22 protein-coding genes are annotated in these 22,365 nt (G+C 39.0%); 16 read left to right on the forward strand and 6 right to left on the reverse strand.

Annotation, left to right across the window (positions count from 1 at the left end; genetic code table 11):
• The first annotated feature begins 14 nt into the window (after window positions 1–14).
• From ribH to AC3M61_RS08340, 3 genes are all read left to right on the forward strand, one after another.
• Complete coding sequence (gene ribH / locus AC3M61_RS08330) at window positions 15–521, forward strand: 6,7-dimethyl-8-ribityllumazine synthase (RefSeq protein ID WP_500780404.1); 507 nt, start codon at window positions 15–17, stop codon at window positions 519–521.
• 81 nt (window positions 522–602) lie between these two features.
• Window positions 603–1,355 (forward strand): ABC transporter ATP-binding protein, encoded by a 753-nt coding sequence (locus AC3M61_RS08335; RefSeq protein ID WP_500780405.1) that lies wholly within the window; start codon window positions 603–605, stop codon window positions 1,353–1,355.
• 45 nt (window positions 1,356–1,400) lie between these two features.
• Window positions 1,401–2,945, forward strand: a complete 1,545-nt coding sequence (locus tag AC3M61_RS08340; RefSeq protein ID WP_500780406.1) for a permease-like membrane multi-spanning protein — start codon at window positions 1,401–1,403, stop codon at window positions 2,943–2,945.
• A gap of 67 nt (window positions 2,946–3,012) precedes the next feature.
• On the opposite strand, the gene AC3M61_RS08345 is transcribed toward AC3M61_RS08340, so the two are convergent.
• Window positions 3,013–3,954, reverse strand: coding sequence for a DUF4382 domain-containing protein (locus tag AC3M61_RS08345; protein WP_500780407.1), 942 nt, complete (start codon window positions 3,952–3,954; stop codon window positions 3,013–3,015).
• A 295-nt stretch (window positions 3,955–4,249) separates the two neighbouring features.
• Between AC3M61_RS08345 and AC3M61_RS08350 the strand changes: the two genes are divergently transcribed.
• The 7 genes from AC3M61_RS08350 to uvrB all read left to right on the forward strand — a co-directional run bounded on the left by AC3M61_RS08350 (window position 4,250) and on the right by uvrB (window position 12,622).
• Window positions 4,250–4,528, forward strand: a complete 279-nt coding sequence (locus tag AC3M61_RS08350; protein WP_500780408.1) for an SHOCT domain-containing protein — start codon at window positions 4,250–4,252, stop codon at window positions 4,526–4,528.
• A 350-nt stretch (window positions 4,529–4,878) separates the two neighbouring features.
• On the forward strand, window positions 4,879–5,673 hold the full coding sequence (locus tag AC3M61_RS08355; protein WP_500780409.1) for an alpha/beta hydrolase: 795 nt from the start codon (window positions 4,879–4,881) through the stop codon (window positions 5,671–5,673).
• Window positions 5,674–5,752: 79 nt separating this feature from the next.
• On the forward strand, window positions 5,753–6,427 hold the full coding sequence (locus tag AC3M61_RS08360; protein WP_500780410.1) for a DUF47 domain-containing protein: 675 nt from the start codon (window positions 5,753–5,755) through the stop codon (window positions 6,425–6,427).
• Window positions 6,428–6,499: 72 nt separating this feature from the next.
• Window positions 6,500–7,705: an inorganic phosphate transporter gene (locus tag AC3M61_RS08365; protein ID WP_500780411.1), complete on the forward strand. Its 1,206-nt coding sequence runs from the start codon at window positions 6,500–6,502 to the stop codon at window positions 7,703–7,705.
• 136 nt (window positions 7,706–7,841) lie between these two features.
• A complete protein-coding gene (locus AC3M61_RS08370) occupies window positions 7,842–8,822 on the forward strand; it encodes a 2-hydroxyacid dehydrogenase (RefSeq protein WP_500780412.1) in 981 nt (326 codons plus the stop codon).
• 32 nt (window positions 8,823–8,854) lie between these two features.
• Window positions 8,855–10,549, forward strand: coding sequence for an Rqc2 family fibronectin-binding protein (locus AC3M61_RS08375; RefSeq protein WP_500780413.1), 1,695 nt, complete (start codon window positions 8,855–8,857; stop codon window positions 10,547–10,549).
• A 75-nt stretch (window positions 10,550–10,624) separates the two neighbouring features.
• A complete protein-coding gene (uvrB, locus tag AC3M61_RS08380; protein WP_500780414.1) occupies window positions 10,625–12,622 on the forward strand; it encodes an excinuclease ABC subunit UvrB in 1,998 nt (665 codons plus the stop codon).
• Window positions 12,623–12,675: 53 nt separating this feature from the next.
• Here uvrB and lpdA read toward each other — a convergent pair whose 3' ends face one another.
• Entirely contained in the window at window positions 12,676–14,043 is a 1,368-nt protein-coding gene (lpdA, locus tag AC3M61_RS08385) for a dihydrolipoyl dehydrogenase (protein WP_500780415.1), read from the reverse strand.
• 142 nt (window positions 14,044–14,185) lie between these two features.
• Here lpdA and AC3M61_RS08390 point away from each other — a divergent pair, with 142 nt between their 5' ends.
• Window positions 14,186–15,454 carry an SLC45 family MFS transporter gene (locus AC3M61_RS08390; RefSeq protein ID WP_500780416.1) on the forward strand — a complete coding sequence of 423 codons (1,269 nt, stop codon included), beginning with the start codon at window positions 14,186–14,188 and terminating at the stop codon, window positions 15,452–15,454.
• A 62-nt stretch (window positions 15,455–15,516) separates the two neighbouring features.
• Here the strand turns inward: AC3M61_RS08390 and AC3M61_RS08395 are convergent, their stop codons facing one another.
• The 4 genes from AC3M61_RS08395 to AC3M61_RS08410 are packed head-to-tail and all read right to left on the reverse strand — an operon-like array spanning window position 15,517 to window position 17,878.
• Window positions 15,517–15,840: a YbjQ family protein gene (locus tag AC3M61_RS08395; RefSeq protein ID WP_500780417.1), complete on the reverse strand. Its 324-nt coding sequence runs from the start codon at window positions 15,838–15,840 to the stop codon at window positions 15,517–15,519.
• Window positions 15,841–15,872: 32 nt separating this feature from the next.
• Window positions 15,873–16,622, reverse strand: a complete 750-nt coding sequence (locus AC3M61_RS08400) for an ABC transporter permease subunit (protein ID WP_500780418.1) — start codon at window positions 16,620–16,622, stop codon at window positions 15,873–15,875.
• A 25-nt stretch (window positions 16,623–16,647) separates the two neighbouring features.
• Window positions 16,648–17,472: an ABC transporter ATP-binding protein gene (locus tag AC3M61_RS08405; RefSeq protein ID WP_500780419.1), complete on the reverse strand. Its 825-nt coding sequence runs from the start codon at window positions 17,470–17,472 to the stop codon at window positions 16,648–16,650.
• The gene (locus tag AC3M61_RS08410; RefSeq protein ID WP_500780420.1) at window positions 17,462–17,878 is read right to left on the reverse strand and encodes a GntR family transcriptional regulator; all 417 of its coding nucleotides are present in this window, start codon (window positions 17,876–17,878) and stop codon (window positions 17,462–17,464) included. Before AC3M61_RS08410 ends, AC3M61_RS08405 begins: the two co-directional genes overlap by 11 nt.
• A gap of 464 nt (window positions 17,879–18,342) precedes the next feature.
• Here AC3M61_RS08410 and AC3M61_RS08415 point away from each other — a divergent pair, with 464 nt between their 5' ends.
• The 5 genes from AC3M61_RS08415 (at window position 18,343) to pyrE (ending at window position 22,365) form a co-directional block, all read left to right on the forward strand.
• The gene (locus AC3M61_RS08415; RefSeq protein ID WP_500780421.1) at window positions 18,343–19,497 is read left to right on the forward strand and encodes a dihydroorotase; all 1,155 of its coding nucleotides are present in this window, start codon (window positions 18,343–18,345) and stop codon (window positions 19,495–19,497) included.
• The gene (locus tag AC3M61_RS08420; protein WP_500780422.1) at window positions 19,478–20,200 is read left to right on the forward strand and encodes an iron-sulfur cluster-binding protein; all 723 of its coding nucleotides are present in this window, start codon (window positions 19,478–19,480) and stop codon (window positions 20,198–20,200) included. The genes AC3M61_RS08415 and AC3M61_RS08420 overlap by 20 nt, the downstream gene beginning before the upstream one ends.
• The gene (locus tag AC3M61_RS08425; protein ID WP_500780423.1) at window positions 20,188–21,036 is read left to right on the forward strand and encodes a dihydroorotate dehydrogenase; all 849 of its coding nucleotides are present in this window, start codon (window positions 20,188–20,190) and stop codon (window positions 21,034–21,036) included. The genes AC3M61_RS08420 and AC3M61_RS08425 overlap by 13 nt, the downstream gene beginning before the upstream one ends.
• Before the next feature lie 73 nt (window positions 21,037–21,109).
• Complete coding sequence (gene pyrF / locus AC3M61_RS08430; protein ID WP_500780451.1) at window positions 21,110–21,757, forward strand: orotidine-5'-phosphate decarboxylase; 648 nt, start codon at window positions 21,110–21,112, stop codon at window positions 21,755–21,757.
• A complete protein-coding gene (gene pyrE / locus AC3M61_RS08435; RefSeq protein ID WP_500780424.1) occupies window positions 21,748–22,365 on the forward strand; it encodes an orotate phosphoribosyltransferase in 618 nt (205 codons plus the stop codon). Before pyrF ends, pyrE begins: the two co-directional genes overlap by 10 nt.

Genomic DNA, 22,365 nt, shown 5'->3' on the forward strand with positions numbered 1-22,365 from the left:
TGGAGGGTAAAACTATGCAACCAAAACTTAAAATGCATGAAGGAGTGTATGACGGAAGTGGTTTGAAGTTTGCTATCATTGTTCCAAGGTTCAACAGCACAGTAACAGAAAGGCTTCTTGAGGGTGCGATAGATTGTTTGACAAGGCACAACGTCAGAGAAGAGGACATCTCGGTAATACATGTTCCAGGAAGCATGGAAGTCATATTTGTGCTTAACCATCTGGTTAACTTCCACTCTGACAACTTCGATGCTATCATCGTACTAGGAGCTGTCATACAGGGTGAGACATACCACTTCAACATAGTCGCTAACGAGATAGGAAAAGCTGTCGCACACTTTAATTCAATATCAAAAATCCCCATAACTTTTGGCGTTCTAACAACGGAAACTGTGGAACAGGCATTGAACAGAGCAGGAATCAAGAGCGGTAACAAAGGATTTGAAGCTGCCATGGCCGCACTGGAAATGGCTAATCTGAAAAGAGTATTAGACAGTTCAAAAGCTTCTGTGATAAAATAAAAATATGAGATGCTTGAACTTCTCTGAATTTACTGGTTGTTCAAAACGCTTGTGTAAATAAACGAGAGGAGATGCTCAGGCATGGAGAATATTACTATCAAAGCCTTAGGACTTACAAAGAAATTCGGCGATTTTGCAGCCGTGGATAACGTGAACTTAGAGGTTAAACGTGGTGAAATATTTGGATTTCTTGGACCAAACGGAGCAGGAAAGACAACTACCATAAGAATGCTAACAGGAGTTTTGAAACCGACAAGCGGGAAAGTAGAAATACTTGGGCTTGATATGAAAGACCACGAAATCGAGATAAAAAGAAGAATCGGCGTCGTTCCAGATGAACCTAAGATATATGAACATCTGAAAGGATACGAATTCTTGGATTTTGTTATCGCAATTTACAGATTGAACAAGCAAGAATTAAAACATCGCATAGAAGAATTATGTAATGCCTTTGGAGTGGATTATCTCTCCAAGTTCGTAGGTGAGATGTCTCACGGGATGAAACAAAAACTTATGCTCATCTCCGTACTCATGAGAAAACCCGAAGTTCTCTTCTTAGACGAACCAACCGTTGGACTTGATGCGAGAAGTGCAAAGATATTGAAAGAATTACTCCGAAAATATGCAGATGAAGGAACAACGATATTCATGACGACTCACATACTTGAGATAGCAGAAAAGATGTGCGACCGCGTTGCCATTATCAATAAAGGGCAGATTATTGCTGAAAGCTACGTCATCGAATTGAAAGAAAAACACGGAAAATCCCTTGAAGACATCTTCCTTTCACTTACAGCAACCGAAGACATTAGAGACATTGTGGAAAACCTGTAACTACATGTTGAAATCATACAACTCCAAGGAATGAGGGATAAAACTATGAGAGAACTTAGGATTCTATTCAAGTATCTTGGGCTTTCTTTAAATCCGCAAAACACGGCAAAAACGAAAAGAAAGAAGATTACAAGTCCAAAAGAACCAAATTACGCCTTACGATATATCTTGCTTATGTTTAGTTCAATCCTTCCTATGGCTGTATTTTTGACGATTTCCAACTACAACATCTACAAGCTTTTGGCAAACTATCCAGATGTTGCCAAGTCATTTTTTATTGCCTCGATGTCCATTTTCTCTCTCTTTTATGTTGTGGGGTTTGTTGGAACTGGTATGCATGCCTTCTCAAGAAGTGATGAAATGGAACTGCTTCTTACAATGCCAATAAGGCGGAGCGTGCTCACCGTATATAACTTAGTCGTAACACTCGCTAATCAATTTTTTACACTAGGTTTTTTTGTAGCTTCAGTCCTTGGATTTTTACTGGCGGTTAGAACCAACATTGTTGGTTTCATCCTTCAAACTTTACTCCATATTGCTTTCTTGACGTCACTCTCAGCACTTCTTTCAGTACTGAGTGGTGGAATCAGTTCAAAACGGTTTGTTAGAATGTTAAATGCTGTAATTGTTCTTCTACTCGTTGTTGTTTATCTATTCTTCGTTTACATTCAAGATGTGAATGTCGAACAACTTGGTGAAAATGCGCGATTTGCAAAATTTGTGGCTTTCACCACGTCGAAATATAACCCGTTCAACTGGTCTTATTCAGATGACCTTTTTTCTTTGATATCTGTAATTATCTTAACAGGTGCCTTTCTGTATTCATTTTGGCACCTTGCAGGGCGTGTTGTTTATGAAAACACGCAAACCAAGAAAGAGAACAACAAATCGAAAGAAGTTGTTGTCAGTCAAAGAACATACGCTTCAAAGTTTGGAGGGTTTGTGTGGAAAGATTTGAAATTTCTTTCACGTAGTGAACAGTTTGTATTCCTCATATTCTATCCTGCTATATTTTCCCTATTCATGCTTTTTGCTGGTAGCTCTTCAATGAATGCTGCTATTCCATTTTTGGCCATAGCTTCTCTTTACTGTGCTATTGAGGCTGGGTTATTGACAAAGAACGACTTTGAATACAGAGAAATACTACGTACGTTCCCAGTAACCGTACAGACGATAATAACTCCAAAACTGTCAATACCAGTCATCCTAAACGAAAGTTTGTTAGTCGTAGTGGCTGTTATTTCTTACATTTTCGGAAGGTTTGAAAAAAATAGCCTGTTCCTCTTCCCTTTGTCGCTTGCAATTTTCGCATTAAGCACATTGATAGGCTCATACTACAGTATTGCTGACCCAGGTAAGACAAAAAATAATCCGTTTTCTTTGAAAGCAACCTTTTTGATTGAGGGTGTGGTGTTGGGATTATCTTTTGGTTTGCTTGTAACGTTGACCATAATTTTAGCAAAACCTAATCTAGCAACTTGGAAATTCTACGCTGTTTGGCTAACGTTCATTGGCTCTCTAATTGTGTTGATTATTCTAACGACAATTTACTATCGGAAATTAAAACATGTGTTAACACAAAAAGATTAAAGAAATAAATAACCCCCGGCTCGTTAGAGTCGGGGGGTTGTTTGGTGTTTTTGATTTTCCTGCTAACTTACTCACTAGTTGAGTATCTCAAATGTAGCTCTGTATTTGGTTTTGTTTTCCCGTGTTCAAACGTTGTTTCAGTAGCCTTACGTCCTGTTACGGAATAATTTTCACCATCCCATTCCCATTTGATGTTATCCCATACGACAACTGTGTATGTTCCAGCTGGATGTTTTCCGAGCCAGAAGTAAGCGTCATCCCGTGGTTTTCTCATTTTTAGTACGGTTGGTGTAGCTGTTGTGTCCGTTCCTTCGAACAAACCGATAAGCAATGGAACCGTTGGGGTCGCATCGTTAATCAGTATGTTTCCGTAAATCGCCCACAACTTCTTCAATTCTCCACGCCAACGATACGCGACCCTTGGGACAAGCATGTAACTTTCTGAAGTTGTTTTAACAATGCTCCTTGTCCAATCGATGGAAAGCACTATCTGTGACTCATCGGTCTTTACTTGCCAGTTGAGATTTGGGATAACTACTCTGCCTTTTTCTGCCGGAATTGTCACAGCGTAGTTTGAACCGTTTATTGTTACTGTTGCTTGTGTTACCTCAAAAGCTAAGGCAACTATAACTGCCCCATTTGGAATATCAAATGTCAGCCAGGTTGCTTCATCAGTTAAGTTCACAAGATCCACTTCTTTTTCAACAATCGTTGGAGTAGCCCACTTCCCAGCACCAGGTCCTGTTGAATATCTGTACGAAAATTTGGTAATTTTGACGTATAAATGTTCAATATCTTTTATCCAAGGAGCTTCTGTTCTTTGATTTAAACCTTGCAAGTCAAGAGAGGAATATTCTTGTGGTTTCACAGAGTCTCCGCTACCGTCAACACCAGCCGACAGAACAACAGATACGGTTGATTTTCTTGGTTCAAACAAGTTTAATTGACTGCAGCTGAAAAGTACCAACACCAAAACGCTCAACCCAAATACCAAGAATACCTTTTTCATCTTTCCACCACCCTCCCAAAAAGTATTCGGTGAGTTTGATAACACTTTTACGCCAATAGCCAGGATTTGAGAATATTAGAAATTAATATGCCAGCTTACATGGTGAGGTCTAAAAAGAAACAAGCCTACCAGTTTCACCTACCAAATATAATATTATAGCTGTGAAACTTAAAAAAATCCTTAGAAATTGCTTTTGAAATTTCTAAGGATTTCTTAAGCATAGGTGTGTAAAATCTATTGGTCACAGTTAATATTTTACACGATTGGGACTTTTGAAAGTTGGAGGTGAATTTGCATGATGTTTCGTTGGTTTGGACCATGGTTAGGAACCGCTTGTGCCGGAGGTTACAATGGAGCTTGGTTTGTACCGACACTTTGGTGGCTAAGACCTATCTTATCTTTTGCACTATTCCTCATAGCCGTTTACGTTATTTATAGACTCTTCTTTGCTAAGTCGAATTTCTTTCGAAGGAAAGACCAAGCAATACAAATCCTCAATGAACGCTTTGCAAAAGGAGAGATAACAGAGGAAGAATACAAAAGGATGCGAAACATTCTCGAGGAACACAAATAAGTTAAGAAATCAAGTGGTAGTTATACCGAACCGTTTATACCCCAGTACCCCCTTCCCCTCCCATAGAAGAAAGAAACTTAGAAAGTTGGAAACAAAGACAAAACAAAGTACCAAAGTTACCCCAGCAATTTGACCAAGCTGGGGTATTTTTTTTAAAACTTTTCATGACGACATGGTGGACAAATGTGTTAAAATTGCTAAAATAATAGTTAGTAGAAGATGATAGAAAGGCAGAAAAATCCCAGATAGGGAATTTTAATATTTCGAGAGTAGGATATACGATTTGCACATATGTTACAAAATTCAATTCCATGAATAAAAATCAACTAAGCAAACGGAGGTAAATTTGTATGAGAAAGATAGTAGTTCATTACATGCCACTCATCTTTTTAGTCTCTTTATCCGCACTCACTTTGAATTTTCTCATTTGGGCTTACAATCCTCTAAATCCTGCCGCAGAAGTGAAAGAATATTTGCAATCATCAAACTATGTAGAAGTAATACAGGAAAAGAACGTATACTTCATACCAAGAAATGTTAAAAAGAACAATTTTGAAAATGTTGGCATTATTTTTTATCCTGGAGGGCATGTCGATTACACTGCTTATGCACCTTTTGCTTATCGACTTGCCGAAAAGGGAATAACAACAGTGATACTAAATGTTCCGTTGAGTTTTGCAATTTTTGATGTGGATTCAGCGAAAACAATAATAAATGATACGAAGTTTTCTGATAAGGAATGGTTCTTGGCAGGGCACTCACTTGGTGGTGTGGCAGCTTCTGAATTTTTGGTAAAACACCCAGAACTTGTTGGAACCAGGGTTAAAGGGATAATTTTCATTGCTTCATACCCGGCAAAAGATATTTCACACTTACCTATAAAATCACTGTGCATCTACGGTTCTGAAGATGGGGTTTTGCCTCCCGAAAAGATTAGGGAAAAGAAAGCTTTTTTCCCATCATCAACGGAATATGTTGAAATACTTGGAGGTAACCACTCACAATTCGGAAGCTACGGTCTTCAAAAAGGTGACAAGGAGGCTGAAATCACTGCATACGAACAAATAAGCATTGTGGTTAAAGCTATTGAAGAGTTCTTGGAGAGATATAAGTCTGAAAAAGAAAATCTAACTAGAGTTAAGTAACTCAAAGTTTGAAAAACTCATTCATACGATATAATTTTCGCGGAAACCCAAGATATTTTTTTTGGAAAGGAGTGGCGTGATGGCGAACATTTTTCAAAAACTGATACCTTACCGTTCTCCTCTTGAGTTGCTGAGTGAGCATTCAAAACTCTGCGTAAAGGCTGCAAATTTGATGTATACAGCCATTGAGAAATATTTAAACAACATTGAGGTAAGTGAGCTGTCCAAAGAAATAGATGGGTTAGAGGACAATGCTGACCAACTTAAGCTCCAACTTAGGAATATATACAGCAAACTCAAATGGACATACTTTAATAAGTCCGATTTTCTTGACATAATTCACAACACAGATTCCATTATCGATTTGACAGACGATGTGGTTAAGGTCTTAACAATAAACCAGATAAACCAAATACCTGAAGATATTAAAGCTCCTATTTTGGAACTTGCAGACGCTGTTAGAAAGAGCGTGGAGCACATGAATGTAACAATTCAAGAACTTAAGACCATTGTGGAATCTGGTTTTGCACCTAAGGAAATTGAGAAAGAAGACAAAGAGGTAGAAACTGTTGAAGCAGAGGAGCGCTCATCGGACAAACTTGGCTTGGAACTTGGTAAAAGGTTGTTCGCAAAGAAAAATGAGATGAACCCGGTTGATATAATGTTCTTAAACAATGTTGTTATCCTTCTGATGAGAATAGAAGATAGGGCAAAAAATGTTGTTGAGCGAATTAGGATGATAACACACAGTTAAAAAAGTTTGAGTGAGTTTTGAAATTAAGAACAATTGTTTATATATGCGCACATTAAAGAGGAGGGAAAGAGCGTGATTATACTCTTTACCATACTTGTTGGAATGTTCATGGCATTTACCATAGGTGCAAACGACGTGGCAAATGGTATGGCGACAGCCGTAGGTGCAAAGGCAATAACACCAAAACAAGCAGCATTCCTTGCTTCTTTTCTTGAATTTCTTGGTGCGGTTATGTTCGGTGCCACGGTTACAAAAACTATTGCAAATGGAATAGTTTCGATAGAACATATAACAAATCCAAACCACATTATATATGGTGCGTTGTCAGCACTTTTGGCTGCAGCTATCTGGGTAATGTTAGCAACCGTTTTTGGAATGCCTGTTTCTACAACGCACTCAATAATCGGTGGAATGATAGGATTCGGACTGGTGAGTGGTGGAGTTAAGGTAGTTTATTGGGCAAAGCTTGGAAAGATTGTGCTGTCTTGGATAATTTCTCCCGTAGTTGGCGGATTGTTAGCCTTTATAGTTTTTAAAATAATCGTCTTAACAATCTTGCACCGCCCAAGTCCACTGAAAGCAGCTAAGAAAGTCTCTCCTGTTTTGATTGGTTTCACTTTCTTCCTCATTTCTTTCCTCTTCTCTCTTAAGACCCTCAAAAAACCTTACAGTGTTTCTCTCTTGACTGGTTCAGTATTTTTTGTTGTTACGTTTATATTATCTTCCTTACTCCTAAGAAAAATAACTAACAACAAAGGCGACGAATACAATGCTGTTGAAGGTATATTTAGGCGTGTTCAGGTTATGACATCCGCTTATGTTTGTTTTTCACATGGTGCTAACGATGTTGCAAATGCGGTCGGACCAGTAGCATTGATATTTATGATACGGCAAGCAGGAACAACAAATGTGGGTGCTATAGAAATTCCAAAGTACATTCTATTCGTTGGAGGACTTGGAATTGCCCTAGGAGTTTTAGTCTACGGTTACAAAGTTATGGAAACCGTAGGACACAACATTACAGAACTAAATAATACGAGAGGCTTTTCCGTTGATTTTGGAACGGCAACAACGGTTCTATTATCATCGATTTTTGGATTCCCTGTCAGCACAACGCATACGGTTGTTGGTGCAGTTACTGGCGTAGGACTTGCACGTGGAATCGAAGTTATAAATATATGGATACTTAAGGATATACTTATCTCATGGTTTATAACAGTCCCATTCTCTGCAGGTGTCAGTGCTATATTTTACTTAATTTTCACGAGGTTATTTTGATATCAAATTTGCTATTTCAATATAAATACAGTCGATTATTTGGTCCCTCGGCGGGACCTTTTTATTTATTTGTCATGCGCCACGTGATATAATTAAATGGTATAAAGTGGAATAGGTTATTGAAGGAGGTATGCACATGAAAGTTCTCTTCCTTACTAAAATGATAGACTATTTTCTACAGCGCATAGAAGACCTAAAAAAGGAATTTCCAAACGATTTCTTCATTGTTCCAAAAGCTAGAGAAGAAGCGCATAAACACATTGAAGATGCGGATGTAATAGTGAGTGGGAGTTTGACAAAAGAGCAAGTGTTAAATGCAAAGAATTTGAAATTCGTTCTAGTTCCTTGGGCAGGAGTTAATGGATTACCTATTGACTTACTAGATAAAAGGAATATTATCGTAGCAAACAACCACGGTAATGGAAAAATTGTCGCCGAGAGAGCGTTGGGATTAGCATTAGCACTTTTGGGTAGGGTTGTAGAATACCACAACGACCTTGCAAAAGGTATTTGGCATGGTTACGAGGCAGGAGCAAAACCTGAAGACTTTTGGTATTCGCTCCAAGGAAAGCGAGTAACAATCCTTGGACTTGGTGCAATTGGAAAACACTTAGCTAAGTTGTTGAGTGGTTTTGAGTGTGAAATAATGGGGTTTAAGAAGAATATTGAACCAGTCGAAGGGGTGAATTATGTAACCAACAATCTTGAAGAAGCAATAAAATTTGGGAAAGTTATTTTCGTAGCTTTGCCTCTCACGAAGGAAACGTATCATCTTATAAACAAAGAAATCATATCACAAATGCAAGGAAAGTTTTTGGTAAACGTCGGTCGAGGACAGATTATTGAAGAAGAGGCGCTGTACTATGCTCTGAAGAATGGAATTCTTGCAGGTGCTGCAATTGATACGTGGTATCTGTACCCTGACTCCGACCACGCAGTTCAACTCCCATCTAGGTACCCAATCCATACTTTTAAAAACGTGGTTATCTCACCACACGTTGGAGGTTTTACGATAGAAGGGCAAGTTGGACGAATAGATGAAACTATTGAAAATCTCAGAAGAATTCTTGCTGGCGGAATGCCAAAGAACATTGTTGACTTGAAAAGTGAGTACTGATAAGAAATAAAGCATTGGAAAGGAGCATCTAAATGCCATTCGATGGTTTTGTAATGAAAACCGTTGTTGAAGAAATTAGAAACTCTGTTCTTGGACAAAACGTTAGAAATATATACCTTTACGATAAAGTGATATACCTTTCCTTCGACAAAGGTGATTTGAAAATATCCTTGAATCCGAATTATTCGCATATCTCATTTACGAACCATTTAGTTAAGGAACCCGACAAACACACGTTTGTTGAGTTACTGCGCAGTAGAATCCGTGGCGGAAAGGTTACAGAACTTACAACAAATGGCTACGAAAGAACGATGGTCATGAAACTGCGCAAATTTGATGAAATTGGTGAGAGACATGAATATGAAATCTACTTCGATATCATGGGAAAACATTCAAATGTTGTTTTAGTTGAAAATGGATTGATAGTCGATGCTTACAAAAGAATAGAGACACGAGTCAGAAAGATATTGCCAGGAGAACAGTTTATGTTGTTTCCGTCCGGGAAACTCCCGATAGACGAAGTAACATTAGAAAAACTAAAAGATGCATTTTATAGATTCCAAAACAAGCAACGGATGATTTCAGAATTCATTTATTCTACCATTCAAGGATTTTCAAAAACAACTGCCGAAGAAATCCTTTTTCGCTCGGAAGTAGAAGACAAACCACTATCTTTCGTCAGTGAAAGCGATTTGGAGAACATAGCTAAAAGTCTATTAAGTGTATTAGAAGAAATTAGGCAGAAAGTCCTCTACATATACTACGAAAACGAACAACCCACTGATATCTCGGCTTTTAGGCTTCACAAATACAAGGACCTGAAAAGATGCGAGAACGTCATTGGGTGTATTAATGAGTATTTTGATTTTGTCGAGAAGAAGGATAAATTAATTCAAAAACGCACTCAGTTGCTAAGCATTGTTAACAATCGCATCTCTTCACTGGAAGATGTTCTGACACAGATTGAAAAAGAAAGAGAAGAGTGCTTAGAATTTGACAAATACAGGAAATACGGGGAACTGATAAAAGCTTACAGTTACCAAATACCACACGGAGTAGATAGTATTGAACTCTTTGATTGGGAAACGAATGAGAACATAGTGGTCCCACTGGAACCACACCTATCCCCTATAGAGAACTGTGTGAAGTATTTCAAGCTCTACAATAAATTAAAGAAAAAGTTAGAAGGATTAAGCGAACGCGAAACTGTGATTAAAAGAGAATTAGAATACCTGAGACAGTTACAAGATACAATAGAAAACGCAGAAACACTGGAAGAATTAGAAGAGATTGAAGAAGAGATGATCGAAAACGACTTAATAAAGAAAACACACAAAAGGAAGAGTGGTAAATCGAAAAGTGAACAAGCAAGGTCAGAACCAAGAAAGTACATGTATAAAGGTTTTACGATTCTTGTGGGACGAAATAACAAGCAAAACGACGAACTGGTTAGAAAATCAAGTGAACACGATATCTGGCTTCATGTACAAGGTATGCCAGGTGCACATGTTGTAATAAAGACGAATGGTAAGCCTGTCGATGAAGATGTTCTTTTGTATGCAGCAAAACTTGCTGCACAATTCAGTAAAGGGAAGTATTCCACAAAAGTACCGGTGGATTATACATACATAAAGTACGTAAAAAAACCCAAGGGTTTTAAACCAGGACTTGTGCTTTACTCAAATTTTAAGACACTTTTTGTGACTCCAGATGAAAAGTATCAATGAAACGAGTTATCAAAATAACTACACTCACACCAGGGTGGATTACACCAAAGTTTGGTAAAATACGAAGGTGATATTATGCTTTACGAGCTTGTCAGTGATTACGAACCTGCGGGTGACCAACCTCAAGCTATTGAAAAGTTGGTGGAAGGGTTAAAGAAAGGTTACCGATTTCAAACGCTTATAGGTGTTACAGGCAGCGGGAAAACATTCACCATGGCAAATGTTATAAAGGAGATAGAAAGACCCGTTTTAGTAATTTCTCCGAACAAAACGCTTGCCGCACAGTTGTACACGGAGTTTAAATCTTTCTTTCCAAGGAATAAAGTGGAATTCTTTATAAGCTACTACGACTACTATCAGCCTGAAGCCTACGTACCTACTAAGGACCTATACATAGAGAAAAGTGCAGACATAAACGAAGTAATTGCAAGAATGAGGATGAGTGCTATCAAATCAATAATGACCAGAAGAGATGTTATCGTTGTAGCAAGTGTTTCGGCAATATACGCTTGCGGCGACCCTCGTGATTTCGATACCCTTAACATAAAACTCGCCGTTGGAGAACGTGTTAAACTCAACGATTTGCTCAAACACTTAGTACGAATAGGATATGAAAGAAAAGAAGATGTAGGATTAACCGGAAGCTTTCGCTTACGTGGTGACACTCTTGAAATCTTCCCAACTTACCAAGACGAAGGTATCCATATAGAGTTTTTTGGTGATGAAGTTGATAGAATCTACACATTCGACAGGTTAAACAGGGATATTATCGAGCACTTAGACAGGATAACGATATATCCGGCAAAAGAATACGTTACAACCGAAGAAAAGATTGCAATGGCTGTAAAAAGCATACGTCAAGAACTTGAAGAAAGACTCGCAGAACTTAGAAGGCAAGGCAAGGAGCTTGAAGCTCAAAGGCTGTATCAAAGAACGATGAACGACATCGAACTGTTGAGTACACTGGGTTACTGCACAGGCATTGAGAACTACTCACGGCACTTCGATGGGAGAAAACCCGGAGAACCACCTTATTCATTGCTTGATTACTACGATGAAGATTACATTGTATTCATAGACGAATCACACATCACAATCCCACAACTCAGGGCGATGTATCACGGGGAAATGTCCAGAAAGAAAAGTCTTGTCGAATATGGATTTAGACTGCCTTGTGCTTACGATAACAGACCACTTAAGTTTGAAGAATTCCTGTCGAAAGTAAATCAAGTGATATTTGTCTCCGCTACCCCTGGTCCTTTTGAATTGGAAGTTTCTGAACAAGTTGTTGAACAGATAATAAGACCAACCGGGTTAGTTGACCCCCTTGTAGAAGTCAGACCCACGAGATATCAAATCGACGACTTAGTAAAAGAAATTGTTGAAGTAAAAAAGAGAGGCGAACGCGCTCTTGTCACAGTTCTAACAAAGAAAACCGCAGAGATGTTAGCAGAATATCTGGTTGAATTCAACATCAGGGCTTTGTATCTGCACTCCGAACTCGATGCTATCAAACGATTCGAAGTGTTGAAAAAGCTCCGCTCTGGCGAAGTCGATGTTGTCGTTGGTGTAAACTTGCTAAGGGAAGGGTTGGACCTACCGGAAGTTTCGCTTGTCGCTATTCTCGACGCCGATACAGAAGGCTTCTTACGTAGCGAGACCACACTGATTCAGATTATAGGACGAACAGCAAGAAATGAAAACGGAAAAGTGATAATGTATGCAGATAAAATCACTCCGGCAATGCAAAGAGCGATTGATGAGACAAACAGGAGAAGGAAAATCCAAATAGAGTACAATGAAAAGCATGGAATCAAGCCTCAAACAATTGTTAAACCTATGATGGAGGATATCTTTGCACCGTTTAAAGAGGAAGAAGAAGAGCTATACAAAGTCTATGAGGATAGCATCTTTGCACTGAAAGAATCTCTTTCTTTGGAAGATTACGCTGCACTTCTTGAAGAAGAGATGTACAAAGCAGCTTCTGAACTTAGATACGAAGATGCAGCAAGAATTAGAGATGAGTTGTTTAGAGTTAAGGAAGAACTGAAAAACAATAAATTAAATAACTGAAAAAAAGAAGGGGCACCACCCCTTCTTTTCTTCACAGTTTTTCAAGCAACGTATTACAGATGTATCGGCAAACCTGTTATCCCTTCTAGTGCACCAAGAACGCTTTCACTTAGGGTTGGATGTGGATGTATGGATTCTTCAAGTTCGTGTGCCTTTAATTTATTTCTAACGGCGATAACGCCTTCCATAATAAGTTCGGTTGCAACTGGTGAAACAATTGACATACCTAAGACCGTTTCTGTTTCTTTATCGGCAATTATCTTTACGAATCCAATGTTTTCAAGCATAGTTCTTGCTCTTCCATTTGCTGATAGCGGGAATTTTGAAATCTTAACCTTGTCCTTATCAACATCTTTTTCTCTAAGTCCTGTTGAAGCAATCTCTGGATTTGTAAATATAATCGATGGAACTGCTGAATAGTCCATTTCAGCTTCGACTCCTGCTATATTTTTTGCAGCAACGATGCCTTCGTACATGGCAACGTGAGCGAGCATGATTTGACCTCTCACATCGCCAATGGCATAAACACCTTCAATATTGGTTCTCATTCTCTTATCAGTCTTAATTCCTCGCTCAATTTCTACTCCAAGATTTTTTACATCGTCAGGAATATTTGGCCTTCTTCCAATTGCGACAAGTACTCTATCCACTACAACGGTCTCGTCTTTCCCTTCTGAATCAATTAGTACTACTTCATATCCATCTGCCACTTTCTTAACATCTTCAACCTTCGTTTTTTCCTTTATTTCAACACCTTTTCTAGCAAATGACTTCTTAATCTCTTCAACTACGTCATCATCTTCATATGGAAGGATATGGTCGGCGAGTTCAACAATCTTCACTTTTACACCAAGAGAACTAAAGAATGTTGCAAACTCAACTCCGATTACTCCTCCACCAACAATCAACAAAGATGAAGGAAGTTCCTTCATGAGAAAAACATCGTTACTTGTCCATATACCTTCCACTTGACTGAAAGGTGGAAATATTGTTGGCACGGAACCATGTGCTAAGACTAGGTTTGAACCTTCGAGCTCTTCGCCCGTTTCCTTTATTCTTACTTTGTTCTTGCTAACAACTTCTGCAGTTCCCTTAATAACCGTTACATTGTTCTTTTTCATCAAATACTCGATACCTTTTCTTGACATCGTTATGCTTTTATTCGCATGAGCCATGATTTTTGAAAGCTCGAAACCTTCAACCGAAAGCTTGATACCGAGCTTATCAGCCTTTTCTTTTGCCTCATCAAGCAAATGTGTTGCGGTTAAAAGTGCCTTTGTTGGAATACAACCCCAGTTTGTGCACGTGCCACCGAGGTTTTCTTTTTCAACAAGCGCTACCTTTTTTCCATAATGTGCAAGCTTAATTGCACAAACATATCCACCTGGACCGCCACCGATAATGATTGCATCGTAGGACATACTTTCAGCTCCTTCCAAAAAATAATTCTTTAACACTTTAAAATTATATTATCTTGTGGATTTCCGTTCAAGTTCTAAAATTAATCGTAAATGCGATATAATAATTTTAAATGTACTCAAAATTAACAAGGAGGGATGCATTGTGAGTTCATCACAGTTTTCATTTCGAAAGCTCTTACTTCTCGGTTTTGGGTTCTTCGGGATAAGTTTGGTTTGGCCACTGTACAATTCCTATGTCCCGATATTCTTGAAAGATTTTGACCTATCATCAACTCTCATAGGTTTTGTTATGACTATTGATAACATCTTTGCTATCATCATGCTGCCGCTTATAGGAGTTCTAAGTGACCAAACGAGAACAAAACTCGGTCGTAGAATGCCTTACATACTTGTTGGGGCACCGCTTGCTGCTATCACGTTTTCGCTCATCCCCATAACAAGAACTTGGCACCTATTATGGCTAATGATGCTAAACATCATCTTCATGAATTTCTTCATGGCTCTCTTCAGGTCCCCTGTTATTGCCCTGATGCCTGATATAACACCATCTGAGTACAGAAGTCAAGCAAATGGTGTAATCAATTTCATGGGTGGAGTAGGTGCACTCCTTGCGTTCTTTGCAGGAAAACCGTTGTATGACAAAAATCCAGGTCTACCATTCTACGTTGGAGCTATCATAATGCTTGTTGCCCAGTTGCTCGTTGTTTTGTTCATCAGAGAAGATGAAAAATACAGAGTAAAGACAGGGGAGAAAGTGAAATTTGAGAATGTCTACAAGAAAACAATAGATGAATTAAAAGAGAACTTAAAAGATGTCTTTACTTCGAAAGAAAAGAGCCTTTTGATGATGCTTCTTTCCATACTCTTATGGTTCATTGGCTACAACGCACTCGAAACTTTCTTCACAAGTTATGCGAAATTCCAAATGGGAATTAAAGAAAGCACCGGTGCACTTGTGCTTGGCTTTTTCTCATTAACGTTTATGCTCTTTGCAATTCCTGCAGGGTTTATAGGCTCAAAAATAGGTAGGAAAAAGACAATGACGATAGGGTTGTCAATAGTTATTGCTATACTCATCGGCACGATACTATCAACAAGAATAATAGCAGACATAGGACTGCTAACAAAAGTATTCTTCGCGCTATTTGCAGTTGGGGGCTTTGGCTGGGCGATGGTTAATGTTAATTCTCTACCCACGATAGTTGATATGACTGTAGAGGAAAAGGTTGGTGGCTATACGGGATTGTATTACTTCTTTTCGATGGCGGCAAACATTATTGCACCACCACTTGCCGGGTTCTTTATCGACAAAATCGGGTACAATACTTTGATAATACTCACGTTGGTCTTTTTTGTATTAGCTGTTCTAACACTTCAGTTTGTCAAAAGAGGAGATGTCAAAGTGCATTAAGGAAAAAGGTATTGTCCTAAACAATAATCCCCCGTGGTTTAGAACCCACGGGGGACTTTTTTCTACTCTTTTTTCTTTAGTTTCACAGCCGTTCCGTAAGCCAATATCTCAGCAGCGCTCTGCATTACCGATGACGAACCAAATCTCACACCAACAACTGCGTCAGCTCCAAGCTTTTCAGCCTCGCTAATCATTCTCTTCAACGCTATGTTTCTGCTCTCTGCAAGTAGTTCTGTATAGCTTTTTATTTCTCCGCCTGCGAGTGTTTTGAATGCCGCTGCGATATCTTTTCCTAAGTGCTTTGAATTAACGATACTTCCCGTCACAATTCCGAGTGTCTCAACTATTTCGTATCCTGGCACAAAATCTGTCGTTACAACTATCATACTCACACCTCCATTTTGACAATACTTGTTTGTTAAACTTCTTTCCTTTCAAAAACTAAGTAACCAATCCAGGTAATGAATAAGCACACGACTATTATTCCCAGTGTATAACGAAAATCAACGCTGTTTTTCTCAAAAATACTCACTCCAAGCTGATATGGAAAAGTATTCAAAAATTTTGTAGCCTTTATCAAACCAGCTGTTGTAGTTAAAGCAAGTAAACCCAAACTGGCAAGAAGAGGCTTGACTTGGTCGTTGAAAAGCACTGAGAAAAACACCCCAACACAATACCACAAAAGTGCTCCGAAAATTGAGTGTACCATAAACTTAGGTACGACTGAGTAGTTATACTCCTTTCCAGCAACTGCTGAGTATATAGCCGGAAGTATCGAACCTACTAGTATAACAATAGATGTTGCAACTGCTCCAACGAACACTTTGTTGAAATATATCCACTTCCTTGACTTTCTAACGAGTAAAAACACTATCGTCTCATTTTCAAATTCTCTTGCAAAAAGAGGAAATGCCATTATTATACCAATGATACCAACCATCTGTCCAAAGTTCTTCCCATACCACTGCGAATTTATGTAGAAATTCCATTCCTTTAACTTGTTTAGCATCGCACCTGGTAGAAACTTTTCAAGCTGGGGATTTCCAGAATAACCTTCAAGCATGGAGATGGTAAACTTTTGGAATGGAGCCACAATGAAAAATAGTGCTATTGTAACTATTAAAACACCAAAAAACCTAACCTTCATATCGTAAAATTCTTTCTTCATACCCTGCACCACCTTTCAAAACCTTTCACATGTTTGTTGGATTGTTATTCCCCATTACAAGTGCTTCAAATATCACTTCAAACGGGACAGGAGTGTATTCCAAATTATTCGAAATAGCATACTCTCTTGTCACAACATAGACATCTTCATTTTCCGTATTCTTGTACTTGTAACCATCGATTTTTGAACCCATTGGTACGCTAACAGCACAGTATTTTTCCTTAATCTCATCAAGATAACCCATATCAAGTATCTTCCCTTTGTTCATAATTGCAACTTTATCAGCAACCTTCTCAACTTCGCTTAAGATGTGACTTGTATATAGCACACTCTTCTCGCCTGATGGTAATTCTCTTATCATCTCAAGTACTTGATTTCTTACGATAGGATCAAGTCCCCACGTTGGTTCGTCAAAGATATAAAGCTCGGCATCTTGAGAGAACGCGATTGATAGGTAAAGCTGTGTTGTTTGACCGCTCGATAAACTGGAGACCTTTTCATTTAAAGGTATTTGGAATCTTTCAACATACTCAAAGCATTTCTTTTCATCGAACCTTTCAGTTAGTTCTTTTGCAACTTTTACCATTCTTTCCACGGTGTACGAACTATACAATTCCTTTCCATCGGGAACAAACGAGATACTTCCTTTTAAAGCAATCTCACCGGCATCCTTTATTCTTAAACCAAGGATACACTTGATTGTAGTGGTCTTACCTGCCCCGTTTGGACCAAGAAGTGCGAAGATTTCACCTTTTAGAACTTCAAATGAAATACCATCAACAGCGTGGATATTTCCGTAATACTTTTTCAAATTTTTAACAGTGAGAACCAACGTGCTTTCATTTACCATCTTCTTCACCTTCCTTATATTGATAACTTGATTGAGTTGATTGTTGATATATTTGCTCAACAAGGCTAAAAACTGTAGATTTATCTATCTTGAGTTCTTTGCAACGTCGCAATACACTTTCGAGTTCCATGATTATCTGCTGTTTTATCTTCTCGTGGACAGCGTTTTCAAGTCCAACAACAGTATACCCTTCACCACGTTCTGCATGTATGACCCCTTCGAGTTCAAGTTCCCTGTAAGCGCGTGCTACCGTGTTCACATTTACTCCTAAGTCTTTAGCTAAGGTTCTGATAGAGGGCAACGCATCTCCTGGTTTTAACTTACCACTAAGAATAAGTGCCTTCACTTTCTCTTTTATTTGCGCATAAATCGGTACCGGAGAATGATAGTCAACAACAAACCACACACGTAACACCTCTATTGATATGTTTTAATACTGTATTCTACTGTAATATTGTACTATAACAGTGTTCGCCTTGTCAAGATAATTTTCATGTAGCACTACCGAAACCAAAGGTTTTTTCCTAGTGAATTAGTTGTAAGCTTCGCATGGATTTACAGAAACTTTTATTTTCGTACCTTGAACTATCAAGCGGTTTATGGTAAAATTCCTTGCGAAAAGTTTGGAGGTGCAAGTATGGTTAATTTGGTCCAGCGAGACCAAAACCAGAGAAAGGGAAGCGTAGCAAACAATTTCAACAACCTTGTAAATTTTGTACCAGCTCTTTTGAAGAGTATAACCTTAGGTTTTTCTAGAAACCTTTTCGAAAAGTTATCAATATTTGGTTTTGTTAGAAAAGGGACCTCTTTTGAGGTCCTTTTTTTATTACCATTTATGCGTTTATCATCACCATCAAAGGAGGCTTCTACATGAGAGTATTTGATATCTCAACAGGCAGACTTAAAAGAGAACAAATTCCAATTAACTTCCCAGAGAAAATAGACCAAGACCTTGATTCTTTAATACTTTCACCACTATTTGTAGACTTACACACACATGTTAGGTTAAATGACGAAGAGGATTACGACACACTTTCTCATGCAGCTTTAGCCGGCGGGTTCGGAGTATGCGTAATTCAACCAAACACAAGGCCACCCATAGAAAACTTAGATGTTCTAAAGAATCACGTTGAACTTTCAAAAGGCAAAGATGTTCACTTCCTTCATACTATCAGCTTATTTGGAGAGATAAACGATCTAAATGAGCTTGGGTGCTATACAAACAACATCGCTGGTTTCTCAACAGACGGGATTCGGTACACAAGTCCAGACCTAATAAAAGCTTTCTCAGAGAAAAAGAGAGCTTTAGTCTTTGACCATTCACAACTACACGAAGTTCCAGGAGATTTCTACATAGGTTCGAAAGTACCTAACGCAGTGCGCACATACTCAAACGAGGCAATTGCGATATTCAGAACTGTGTTGACAGGGCTTGAGTTCGGGTTTAACAGATTTCACATTCAGCATGTCTCAACCTCACAATCTTTGGAAGCAATAGAGTATCTCAGAAAAAAGACCAAGGTTACTTGTGAAGTAACCCCCCATCATGTGTTCTTCTGCCCAGAGGAGATAAACAATCCAAATCAAAAGATTAACCCTCCGATTTCAAAAGATAGAGACGTCCTCGTCGATGCCGTGAAAAAGGGTATAATAACGTGTTTTGCAACAGACCATGCACCGCATCCTGAAAAGCCAGCAGATTTTGAAAGAGCCCCATATGGAAGTTCCCATATAGAAGTAGCGTTTTCTGTGTATCTGAAAGTCTTCGAAGATATCGAACTCGTTTTGAAAAATCTTACAATAAATCCGCTTAGTATTTTAGGAAAAAGCTATGAAGAACTTGGTTTTATTTTCCCAAACGACGCTGTGTTGATTGATGAAAAGGCTGAGTATACTGTTGAAAGCAACAAGTTCTTTAGTAAAGGCAAAAACTGTGCATTCAACGGTTATAGATTGAAAGGAAAGGTTCTTGGGATAAGAAGAAACGGAAGGTGGGTGTTCTGGAATGGCGAATTTCTCCGCTGAAGTGAAAAAGCAAACAAAGTACAAATCATTTCTACTAACTAAGAGGAGCGTTGAAGAAATAACGCAAAATACTTACTTAATCACTTTTGAAGAAAATTTCGATTTTCTACCAGGACAGTTTTGCATGGTGAGCGTAGGTGACGCAGGATTAACGCGGAAACCTTACACGCTTGGAAGGTTAAACAAAAAGGTACTTGCTATCTCCGTAAAAATTGCAGGAAAGGGAAGCGAGTACATAGTTAAGACCAACGAAAAACTCAATGTCCTTGCGCCTCTTGGTAATCCATTTATCCCTGAGAGCAACAATGGTGCAGTTATCGTGGCACCGTCCTGTCTCGCCGAGGGAATCCATCTTTCCGAACATTTCGATATACCGTTAATCGTGGCCTCAAAGACCGAACTGAACGACGAAATTGCGAAGAAATTCAAAATGAGAGTAGTTGTAGGAAACGATGGGTATTTAAATTTGCTCAGTGAATTAAATCACTCAGCTTACAACTGGATATTCGTCAGCGGTTCCAAAGTCATGGAAGAACTTGCTGTAAAAAATATGCCAAATAAAGTTGTTTACGTTTCATTGAACGAGTACATGGCTTGTGGAATAGGTGCTTGTAAAGGATGCGCTGTGGAAACAGTCCATGGTATAAAACACGTTTGCACAGACGGACCGGTGTTTAGAGGTGATAACGTATGGCAAGTTTAAAGACACTGAAGCTGAGAACACCAATCGTTATAGCCTCCGGACCTGGAGGGTTTGGTGAGTACCTTAACGTAGATTCAATAGATTGGTCTTACGTAGGCGCGTACACACTGAAGACGATAACTCTCCATCCAAAGGTTGGTAACAAACCGCCGAGAATATACGCAACCAATATCTTCATGATAAATCGCATCGGGCTCGAGAATCCTGGTTTTGATGGTTTAAAAAAGATGATAGATAGTGGAGAATTAGATGTTTTGCTTTCGAAGGTTCCAGCTATTTTGAGTCTTGGAGGAGATTCGTTCGAAGAATACGTTGAGATAACCAGACTTGTGAGGCCTTATTTAGATAAGTTTTTGGCTATCGAATACAATTTTAGCTGTCCAAACGTTCATCACGGCGGACTCTCAATCATGTCAGATAGGGAAGAGTGGAGGAAACTTCTGAAAGAGATAAGAAAAGAAACGGATGCGTTTATCATTGCAAAACTTGGAATAGAGAGTGGGTTTGTTGAAGAAATGGCAAAGATTGTCGCGCTGGAAGGTTGGGATGGTGTCACTGTTATCAATACTATCCGTGGACTTATCGTGAACCCCGAAGGACAAGTTTTACTTGGAGGGCTTTCAGGTCCTGCACTTTATCCTATCGCACTTAGAGCTGTTTACGAGGTGAGGAAGGTTTTACCAGATATTTTCATAATCGCATCCGGTGGTATATACACCGCCCAACAAGCAAAAGAGATGCTTCAATTTGGAGCGAACGCAGTGAGCATAGGAAGTGCACTATTCCAAAATGAGGATGTAATCAACAAAATAGGAAAAGAAATTGTGGGTTCTTAAAAAGAGAAGAAAAACAATAATTTCTAAAGGGGGTATTTTTATGTTGATGGTTACTCCACTTAGCGGTGAAAAGATGGAAAAAGTCGAGAGAAAAAACCGGGTTGTAACAGAACCGGTGCTTAGCTTAGACATGGAAGACCCTATCGGTTTCATCGAAAAGTACGGAAGTTTTGATTATGTTAAGGTTGGGCATAACCTTGCAGTGCAAGGAAAGAGGGTACTCGATTATTTCTACGAGAAAGGATACAAAGTTATTCTTGATTTGAAATTTTCTGATATACCGTCAACAGTGGCAAGGTCGATAAGAGCTTGGGAACATCCTGCAATCGTTGGTTTTACAGTCCATGCAAACGCCGGGTTAGAGAGTGTTAAAGCCGCTCTTGAATCAACTGACAAGATGATTTTCTCTGTGATAAAGTTAACATCGCTACCCGGAAGGCTCGAAGACTTTGAACATATCATTGTAGGACTTGCGAGGTTGGGCTCTTCGTTCGTGCTGCCAGGCATGTGGGCAATTAAGATGCGACACAAAATAGGTGGAGCAATACTGGTTCCCGGTATACGTATGGAGCAATCAAAAGACGACCAAAAAGATGTGGTATCGTTGTGGGACGTTTTCGGAATAGCGGATTTCGCTGTACTTGGAAGAGAAGTGTATAAGGCAAAAGACCCCGGTGAAAAGATACAATCTATAAAAGAGAAGGTGGGATTATGGAGATGATAAACGAAAGGGTTTTAGAAATCCTCAGAAAGACAGGCGCTTTGCTCGATGGTCACTTCATACTCTCTTCTGGTTTACATTCCCCGAATTACGTCCAGTGCGCCAAGGTTTTTGAATATCCGAAATATGGGGAGCAAATCGGGGAACTAATAGCAAGGAAAGTTTTAGATGCTGGAGTGGGTGTTGACATTGTTGTCGGACCGGCACTTGGTGGTGTTATCGTGGCATATGAAGTAGGGAAGAAGTTGAATGCACGCGCAATTTTTACTGAACGTGAAGACAGTGTTATGAAATTGAGAAGGGGCTTTGAAATACACGAAGGCGAAAGGGTGCTTATCGTTGAAGATGTTGTTACAACTGGAAAATCAACACTCGAAGTTGTAGAAGTTGTTGAAAGCTACGGCGGGCAAATCGTAGGGTTTGCAAGCATCATAAACAGGTCAGGAAAAGAAAATCCGTTTGAAGAAATCGATCAAAAATTTAAAGGGAAGCCGTACTTCTACCTTGTGAAGTTCGACTTCCCTACTTACCAACCAGAAGATTGTCCACTTTGTAAATCTGGTATACCCGCTGTGAAACCAGGAAGCAGAAAGATGAACGTGAAGTAA

The organism is Fervidobacterium sp., assembly GCF_059913585.1.